Genomic DNA, 9,120 nt, shown 5'->3' with positions numbered 1-9,120 from the left:
TACGATCGCGGCCGCCAACTTGCCGCAGCCGTTGATCAACGGGCTTGCCAGTGGTCAGATATTGGACCTTAACACCTTCACCGGTAATGCCCGGACAACATTGGCTAAATGGCGCTTGAGTGTAACTGGGCAGCGAGTGTGGCTGGTGGTTGAAGTCCCCGGCCAGACCTACACCCCTTTGTTTTATGACTACCCAATCTCCGCATCGGAGGCGCAGAGCGGTCTGGCAAAAAACGAGCCGCTGCGTAGCTGGTTGGCGGGGTTGCCAAACAATACCCGGATTGAGGTGAAATGCCAGGTCACGTTTGATGGCAGTCAGGACCCAGGGAGAGTGGTGATCTTTCCAATCACGACGTACACCGTGGTACACGCGTTGCAGATCGATCAGTCGGTGATGAACTTGAATGGGCGGGCTATTACTGTACCTGCTAGATGGAATTGGATACGAAGCGGAGACTATTCGGGTAACGCGCAAACGCGCACTGTCACAGGCGGAGTACCTCCTTACACCTATAGCTCTCGGTCCACGGAGGTTTCAGTGACAGCGACCGGGGGCAAAGTAACGGGCATGAGCAATGGCAGCACGTTTATAGATGTGAAGGATAGCGCCGGCAATGTTGTTTCGTATCCGGTGGTCGTCAGTAATGTGTGGCAATTGCGCGAGTACGATAGTGGTCTCAATTGGGCTCAAGCGGTCGCTTGGAGAAAAACATTGCCAGGTTCTCAAGGCATCTACTTTGCTGATGGAATACGACTGATGGGGGATGCATATGGCTGGCCTATTCCGGTGCCCCCTGACGCCTACTACTGGTTATGCGTGGAGGAAGGATGTGATTCCCTGACAGGCGTACATTGGGAGGTCATAAAGCCCAATCAAGTCCGGTGCGTCCATAGAGGCACAATCATGTGGGCCTGGTGTCTGCAGCCATGATTGTCCAAGGTGTTTGAATTGAGCAGCAAAAAACGGGACAGATTTATTCAGTCCCGTTTTTTGTAACCCACAGTTTTTTGATCGTTCCCACACTAATGGGAATGACCAGCACCACAACTACCCCCAACTCAACACCGGCCAACCCGCCGCCTGCGCATGAGCCCGCAACACCGGATCCGGGTTCACCGTATACGGCTGGCTGACCTGGCTCAGCAGCGGCAAGTCGTTGCGCGAGTCGGAATAGAAACTCGCCCCTTCCAAGCTCTCGCCCTCAGCCTGCAACCACTCCATCAAACGTGTGACCTTGCCTTCACGGTAGGTCAGCACGCCTTGGGTACAGCCACTGAAGCAGCCTCTTTCGGTTTCCAGGTCGATGGCCAGCACGTCATCGATACCCAGGTACGCAGCGATGGGTTTGACCAAATGGGCACCGGACGCTGAAATCACCAGCAATCGGTCGCCAATGGCGCGGTGGGTGTCGATAGTCTTGCGAGCCTCCTGGTACACCGCCGGGGCAATGACCCGTCGGATAAAATCTGCCACACACGCGGCCACCTCACTCTCCCGGCGCCCGGCCATGGGCACCAGGCTGAAGGCCATATAGTCCTCCATCACCAACTTGCCGTCGGAGTAGGCGCTCATCAATTGCGTGTCCTGCTCCATGAACAACGCACCATCGACCCAACCCAGGCGGACCATTTCCCGGCTCCACAGGGTTGAGCTGTCACCCTTGATCAGGGTCTCATCCAAGTCGAACAGTGCCAGTGCCATGTGATACCCATTGTGTTGTTTATTTTCAATTCATCACCGGCGTGGCGCCCGCTGGGGCCTTGCGTCCGGGTGCCGCTATGTCGAACAGGTTCTGCACCCGCGCGCTTTCCGCCGGGCTAGGTTTGATCGCCCACGCACACACCACGAAGATCACGGCATTGACTACCAACCCGACGATCCCACTGGTCAACGAGCCCAGGCCGGGGATGTCATCCGGGTACATCGTCGTCAGCACAATCGCCACCACGATCCCCGCGAGCATCCCGGTAATCGCGCCTTCCTTGTTGCCACGGCGACTGAAGATCCCGAAGAACAGCGGTACTGCCAATTGGATGATGCCCTGGTAGGAAATCTGCGCCAGCAGCTGCAACCGCGAGTAGTCGAAGGTCAGGTAGGCCAGGATGGAAGCGGCGACGATAAACACCACCATTCCCGACTTGGCCAGCAAGGTCAGTTGCCGATCGGTACGTGGGGTGTTCCAAGTAGCCAGGTCATTGGCGAACTGAGTGCCGCACACCTGCACGCAACCATCCACATGACCAATGCTCGCCGCCAGGACGATGACGATGGCCAGCGCCAGTAACCACGGCCCGCCGATGTCGAACAGCGACAGGAACCAGCCTTGTTGCGGGTTCGCCAGTACGTTGGGGTCTTGGCTGATGGCAGCGGCGAACAGCATCAGGATTCCGTAGAAACCGCCCACCAACAAAATGGTGTAGAGCGTGCCCTTCTTCACCGCCCGCACGCCGCTGGCGGTGTAGATGCGCTGGAAGCTCATGGGCCAGCACATCGAGCCGATGACCCCGGTGAAAATCAGGCTGAACATGTACAGCGGGCCGTAGCCGGTGCCACTGTCGCCAGGGACCAGCAGCATCTTGGCCGGCAAATGGGACAGGTTGGAGAACGACGCCTGGTCGCCAAACAGCAGGAACACACACAGTGCCGCACACAGCACATAGGCAATCAAGCCCTGGAACATGTCAGTCATGATCAGCCCGCGCATGCCCATGCTCACGGTCCAGTACTGGCGCACCAGCACCACCCCGACGCCGGCCAGCAGGCAGGTGGTCACGCCCCAACGGCCAAAACTGGCGAATTGAAACAACATCGCCAAGGCCTGGATCCCCATCACCACCCACGGGAACACCGAGATGATGCCGATGATCGAGGCCACGCGTTTGACCGCCGGGCTATTGAAGCGCATGCCGAGCAAGTCCGGTTGGGTGCGCAGGTTGAAGCGCTGGCCCCAGGTCCAGGCACGGCGGGCCATCAGGTACATGGCGGTGACGCCGAGGGTGGCATAGACCATGCCGTAGAAGCCCAGGACACCGCCGATACTCAGGGCAAAAAATGCGGTAAAGGTCGAGCCCGGCCACCACGAGTTGGTGTAACACATGGCGATGTACCACGGCCCATAGGAGCGCCCGCCTACAGCGTAATCAGAAAAGCTGGTGCTCTCGCGGTTGGTGGCGTACAGCACGGCGATCATCCCGGCCAGGAACACGCCGATGATGCCGAAGGTGATGTAGAGGTTGGCGTCGGTGGCAGTACTGATCATTGCCCCTCCCCCTCTTCCGGCAGTTCGCCCGCTGCCAGCTCGGCGAGATACAACGCCCACAGGCCGAGGCCGGCAAGCACGGCAATGGCGATCCAGTAGAAGATCGGCAATGGAATACCCAGGACCAGCGCGGTACTGCCGCTGACACTCAAGTAGAGCGGCGGAAATAACGCCAGCATCAGCAACAGGAAGAAATACACGCCGAAGAGTTGGCGCTTCAGGCGTCCAGGGGGTGCGGTATCGGTTTTCATGACGTCGTGTGCTCCTTGAATTTCTGGATCGGATTGTTGTGTGATCAAACAAAAATCAAGCAGTGAAAACGTGAGCGCCAACCAGCGCCAAAGTGACTACTTTTCAATGCATTTATTGTTCTAGGCCGCAGGCTCAAGCCTGTCTCAGCCAGGTTTCCCATTGTGAATCGTTGATGATGCTGCGAGCCCGCATGTGCTTCCAGGTGCCGTATTTGTAGAAGTCGAAATCCAGTTGCGACACCGCGTGCTGAACCATCGCCCAGGTCGACCACTTGATGTCCGCCAGGGCCTTGTGCAGTTTGATCCGCGCCAGGTTTTGCGAGGTCACCTGGCCGAAGTAATCCTCGATCAGCGCCAGCTCCATCTCGTCGGTGAAAAACATCTCGCCGAACCACAGGGCCAGCTCGTAATGACGGTCGTTGTTGGAGGCGTACTCGAAGTCCACCAGGCGAATCTGCCGACGGTCGTTAAGCATGAAATTACCCGCCAGGGTGTCATTCATGCACGGCGCCAGGTCGATACCGGAGGCCTGCAACACGCCACGTGCACGATCACTCTGACGGCGTAACCAGGCATCGTCGGCGGGTTTGCAGCCGTTGAGTTCTTCAACCTGACGCTGGTGCTCGGCAATCATGTCGAACACCGTCTTGGTCTGCACCAGCGGCGGCTGGTCGTTGAAGGCCTTCAGCGCATGCAGCGCATTGTGGCGTATGTCGCGGTCGAGGAAGTCGTGGTTGGACGAGGCGCGCCAACCTTCCATGAACTCGAATACTTCCACGCCGAACTCTTCGAGGAAGGCAAACACCGGTGCGCCGAAACCGGTCTGCGCGGCCTTGACGCTGGCGTCATGGGCGGTGCGACGGTCGATAAACATTTCGGTGCCCACACCGGGAATCTTGAAAAAATACGCGGTGTCTGCCCCGGCCACTTCCACCCGCCAGTTGCTGTTGGAAATCCCGCCACTGACCGGCTCGTAACGAATACCATTGCCGCCCCAGCCGGCGACGCCGCGCACCGCCGCCTCCAACTGACGCTCCTGGGGCGTGCAGCCCTCACCTAATGCTTTCATCCTTGCCCCTCCTGCACCTGACGCAGCCAACCTTCGAACCGTGGGTCTTGCAGGCTTTGCCTGCAGCGCAACAATGTCCACTGCCCGACCTTGGAAAACTCCAGCGGCCGCACTGAGGTGGCGCCGACCCACAGGCCCCAAAGGGTCCAGTACCAATCATTGATCAAGGCGTACAGTCGACAGCGGGCGTAGTCGCTTTCCCGGCAGTGACCGGCCCAAGCGGTGATACCTTCGCGCCATTGCGCTTCAAATGAATACAGTTCATTGAGGCTGATGGCCACGTCATACCAGGGATCGAAACAGCCACCGTAATCGAAGTCGATCAGTTGCAGAGCACCGTCCGGGCCGATCAGCACGTTACTGGCCACACCATCTCCGTGCAGCGGCACTGAGGGGCTGGCAGTAAATTGCAGGGCGGTCCAGGCCAGGTCGATGCAGGTGCTGATCCAGGCGTGATCCACCGGCAAGACCACGCCATCGCGGGCACACAGTTCCCGCAGGTGCTGGATGTCCTGTAACGGTGAGCGCGTGAACCCCGGCGAGGTACCGGCGTGCAGTTGCTTCTTCAAGTTCCACAGCGCTTGCAGGCGCTGGGGTTGCATCAATTCATCGAGCCGCGCCCAGCGCCACTCGTTGGCCGGCAATGCGTCCAGCAGCAATACCCCGGCCGCAGCATCCACCAGGCGCACGCCCGGTGTCACGTCGCAATCCGCCGCCAACTGCGTGGCGCGGGCGGTCCGTTCGATGTCGATCAGCGCCCGCATATCGTCATGCAGGACCTTGGCGTAGCACTGGCCCCAGGGAGCGCTGACCGTGAAGCCAGTCCACTCGGTAGCCAACCGCACGGGCGAGGCAATCCCGGCCGTGCCCTCCTCAATCACCACCTTGGCTGACAGACCGGCTGCCTCCAAGGCACCCAGCAGTCGTGACATTGCTTGTGAACGGCTCGACATGGCTCACCTCAGCGATAGGCGTTTGGGGTTGAACAGGCGCGGTAAAGCAACGCGGTCAGCATGCGCAAACCGTTGCGCATGTCCTGGTCGCTGGTGAACTCCGCTTCGTTATGGGACACACCGTTGCTGCTGGGAATAAACAGCAGGCAGACCGGGTAATGCCGACTCAGGCTGATGGCGTCGTGGCCGGAAACCGTCACGCTGTTGCCAATGGGTAATCCCAGTTGCTGCCCGACACTGTAGGCCAGTTCCGCGAAACCATGGTGCATGTGCGTCGACTCACGCAGGGCATGGCTTTCCACCTCGTAAGACGTCGATGTGTCAGCCGCGACGGCCTTGAGGCTGGCGTCCAGACGATCACCGGCTGCGGCCAGTAGCTCGGTATCGGGCGAGCGGTACTCCACATGCAAAGTGACGCGAGACGGCACCACGTTGGGCGAGTTGGGATAAATCTCCAGGCGCCCCACAGAACTGTGCAATTGCGGCCCATGCAGATCCGCCTCGGCGCGCACGGCAGTAATGGCATGGGCAGCGGCCAGCAAGGCGTCCTTACGGGCAACCATGGGGGTGGGCCCGGTGTGGTTTTGTTCACCGATAAAGCGAATCCGTTGTTTGAGGGCGGCCCACGTGTCGCGGACCACACCAATGGCCAAGCCATCACGCTCAAGCCCGTCGCCCTGCTCGACGTGGATTTCCACATAACCGGCGATCTCCAGCTCGACCCGGCCGGCGCCCAGGTAGCCGATCTGTTGCAGGGCCTGCTTGAGGCTGATGCCATCACCGTCGCGGCAGGCCCAGGCGTCTTGCAGTGCCAGGTCGCCGGTGAATACGCTGCTGCCAATCAGGCTGGGCTGAAAGCGGGCGCCCTCCTCATTGGTCCAGTTCACCACCGCCAGATTGCACGGCGGCACTTCACCGCGCTCGCGCAGTTGTCGAGCCAGGCTGGCTACCGCCACCGCACCGGCCAACACGCCGTAGACCCCGTCAAAACGACCGGCGCTGGGCTGGCTGTCCAAGTGCGAGCCGCACAGCACATAAGGTGCATCGGGGTTAAAAGTAATCAAGCCGAACATGTTGCCCACGGCGTCCACCCGCACTTCAAAGCCACGTTCGGTCAGCCAGGTGGCGAACAGGTCGCGCACGGCGCCGTCCTCGACCGACGCTGCGAGGCGATGCAAGCCTCCGGCCGGCGTCGCGCCAATCGCCGAGCTGTGCCGGAACAACGCCTCGAACGAGGCGATGTCCTGTTCACTGGGCGTTAGCAGTTCAGGGGTAAAGGATATCGACATGAGCTTGCTCCAGACGGGCCGAAAAATCGTCGGACAACGGGCGATTGGTGACCAGAGTCGTGATCGCATCGAACGCCAGCGTATTGATAAAAGTGCGATGCCCGAACTTGGCGTCGTCGGCCAGGATCACACTGCGCAGGGAGTGTTTGGTCAGCACACGGCGCAGCAGCGCCTCGGGCTCCTCGTAGTCCGTGAAGCCCAGTTCCAGATCAACCCCGCCAATCCCCATGAAGGCGATGTCATAGTGAAACTGGCGGACAAACTCCAGGGTGTGGGCACCGATCAGTGCGTTGTCATTGCGCCGTACATCCCCTGGCACCACCAGTACCTGGTTGGCACTTTGCTCGGTGATCACGCGGGCGATGTCCAGGGAGTTGGTGATGATGCGCAACCGGCTGAAACCGATCAGTTGCTGCGCTACCGCCAGGGTCGAGGTACCGGTGTCGAGAAACAGCACCATGCCTTCAGTCACCAGTTTCGCAGCCCGTACTGCGATACGGGTCTTGGCCTGTGTCTTGATGCGGCTGCGTACTTGCAGCGGCTGTTCTTCGTTGAGCCGGGGCAGGATTGCCCCGCCGTGGATACGCCGCAGCTTGCCCGCCTCCTCCAGGTACTTGAAGTCACGGCGGATGGTTTCTTCCGAGACAAACAATGCGTGCGCCAGGTCCGACGCCTTGACGCGCTGGTGTTGGGTGAGCAAGAGCATGATTTCGTCGAGACGAGGCTGGTTAAGCATAAATGGGGCATTCCAAGGCGGGTTCGGGTGGCCCTGATCAGGGGGTCAGCAAGGGTGGAAGATGCTGGTCCCAAGGTGCAATGGCTTCAACGGCTGCGCAGAATTGCAGCACCAGAGCATCGGTGAAACGCGGGCCGACCACCTGCAAACCAATCGGCAAACCACTCGGGCTCCAGCCACACGGCAGGCTGGCGGCGGGGTTGCCGGTGATATTGAACGGATAGGTAAAGGGCGTCCAACGGGCCCAAGGCACAGCACCCTCCGCGCCGGGCCAGCCCTCAGGGGCGACCTGGTCGGCAGCGAACGGCAGGATCGGCAGCGTTGGCATCAGCAGCAAGTCGTAATCGGCAAACAGGGCATGTACCTGATTGGCGAATGACGCGCGCTGCTGGACAGCGTTGAGGTAACCCCCCAGGTCGTAATCGGCGGAGCGCTTGATCAGCGTGGCGAAACCGGGATCCAGTTGGTCCAGGCGGTCAGCCAGGGCTTTGCCGTATGCAATACCGCGCCCACCCACCCACAGGGTCTCGAAGGTAGACAGCGGGTCTTGCCAGTCCAGGGTCAAGCGGGTGACGGTGACCGGAAGTTGCTCTGCCAGGTTGCAGATAGCGGCCTCGACCGTGGAAGCAATCACCGGGTCGACCGGTGTATCAAACAGCGTCGGGCAGTACGCCACTTTGAGTGGCTTCAGCGGTTGGTCACACCGGGCCAGACAGGATTCAGTCGGCGCCGGCAGCGCCTGGTGATCCAGGGGATCAGGGCCGGAAAGGATATCGAACAGTAATGCGCTGTCGCGCACCGTTCGCGTGATAGGCCCGGCGTGGCTGAGCATTTCGGTAGCCGACCAAGGCCAAGTCGGAATGCGCCCCAGAGAGCCTTTCAAGGCAAACGCACCGCAGAATGCAGCCGGAATCCGCACCGAACCACCGCCATCGGAACCCAGGCTGCCCGGGACCATGCGCGCCGACACGGCAATGGCCGAGCCGGAGCTGGAACCGCCGCTGGTGAGCTGTGGGTTCCAGGGGTTGCGGCCATTACCGAACACCCGGGAGGTACTGGCACCGGTCCAGCCGAACTCGGTGGTGGCGGTCTTGCCAAGGATGATCGCGCCCGCCTCCTTGAGCCGACGAATGATCGGAGCGTCCTGGGTGGGCACATTGTCCAGCCCGGTCAATGAGCCACGGGTAGTACGCAGGCCGGCGGTGGAAAACAGATCCTTGATCCCAAATGGCACGCCATGAAGCGGACCGCGCACCTGCCCAGCCCTGGCTTCTGCCGTCAAGGTACGCGCTTGATCCAGGGCGGACTCGGCGTAGATATCACCAAAGGCATGCAGTGTGGAATTGTGGGCTTCGATGGCGGCCAGGCATTGCTCAACCAGGTGCAGCGGGGTTAATGAGCCCTGCCGAATACGTTCGGCGGCGCCAGTCACGCTGGGCATGACAGTCAGTGAGGGGTCAGATTTCATTGAGCATCCTTGGGCATCAGCGAAAGAGTCCAGCCGTATGCCAATAAACGCCAGGGATGTCGATGATGTCAAGTTGGTTTTGTTGGATATGTGG

8 protein-coding genes and 1 pseudogene are annotated in these 9,120 nt (G+C 60.3%); 1 reads left to right on the top strand and 8 read right to left on the bottom strand.

From position 1 onward, the window contains the following. Positions 1–931: pseudogene (locus tag GNF76_RS29385) on the top strand (YncE family protein); the annotation flags it as partial. A gap of 117 nt (positions 932–1,048) precedes the next feature. On the opposite strand, the gene GNF76_RS28145 reads toward GNF76_RS29385, so the two are convergent. From GNF76_RS28145 to GNF76_RS28110, 8 genes are all read right to left on the bottom strand, one after another. Then, positions 1,049–1,702: an HAD family hydrolase gene (locus tag GNF76_RS28145; protein ID WP_155586320.1), complete on the bottom strand. Its 654-nt coding sequence runs from the start codon at positions 1,700–1,702 to the stop codon at positions 1,049–1,051. Between the two features lie 25 nt (positions 1,703–1,727). Continuing rightward, entirely contained in the window at positions 1,728–3,260 is a 1,533-nt protein-coding gene (locus tag GNF76_RS28140) for a sodium:solute symporter family protein (RefSeq protein ID WP_155586319.1), read from the bottom strand. Next, the gene (locus GNF76_RS28135; protein WP_155586318.1) at positions 3,257–3,511 is read right to left on the bottom strand and encodes a hypothetical protein; all 255 of its coding nucleotides are present in this window, start codon (positions 3,509–3,511) and stop codon (positions 3,257–3,259) included. Before GNF76_RS28135 ends, GNF76_RS28140 begins: the two co-directional genes overlap by 4 nt. A 133-nt stretch (positions 3,512–3,644) precedes the next feature. Next, on the bottom strand, positions 3,645–4,580 hold the full coding sequence (locus tag GNF76_RS28130) for a choline kinase family protein (RefSeq protein ID WP_155586317.1): 936 nt from the start codon (positions 4,578–4,580) through the stop codon (positions 3,645–3,647). Next, on the bottom strand, positions 4,577–5,533 hold the full coding sequence (locus tag GNF76_RS28125; RefSeq protein ID WP_155586316.1) for an aminoglycoside phosphotransferase family protein: 957 nt from the start codon (positions 5,531–5,533) through the stop codon (positions 4,577–4,579). Before GNF76_RS28125 ends, GNF76_RS28130 begins: the two co-directional genes overlap by 4 nt. A gap of 8 nt (positions 5,534–5,541) precedes the next feature. Continuing rightward, positions 5,542–6,822: a Zn-dependent hydrolase gene (locus tag GNF76_RS28120; RefSeq protein WP_155586315.1), complete on the bottom strand. Its 1,281-nt coding sequence runs from the start codon at positions 6,820–6,822 to the stop codon at positions 5,542–5,544. Beyond that, complete coding sequence (locus GNF76_RS28115) at positions 6,800–7,558, bottom strand: DeoR/GlpR family DNA-binding transcription regulator (protein WP_155586314.1); 759 nt, start codon at positions 7,556–7,558, stop codon at positions 6,800–6,802. The genes GNF76_RS28120 and GNF76_RS28115 overlap by 23 nt, the downstream gene beginning before the upstream one ends. Before the next feature lie 37 nt (positions 7,559–7,595). Further along, positions 7,596–8,999 carry an amidase gene (locus tag GNF76_RS28110; protein WP_155586323.1) on the bottom strand — a complete coding sequence of 468 codons (1,404 nt, stop codon included), beginning with the start codon at positions 8,997–8,999 and terminating at the stop codon, positions 7,596–7,598. Positions 9,000–9,120 lie beyond the last annotated feature (121 nt).

The sequence above is a fragment of the Pseudomonas spelaei genome (assembly GCF_009724245.1).
Classification (GTDB): Bacteria; Pseudomonadota; Gammaproteobacteria; order Pseudomonadales; family Pseudomonadaceae; genus Aquipseudomonas; species Aquipseudomonas spelaei.
The sequence above is the reverse complement of the archived record's forward strand: the minus strand, read 5'-3'. Positions and strand labels throughout refer to the sequence as shown.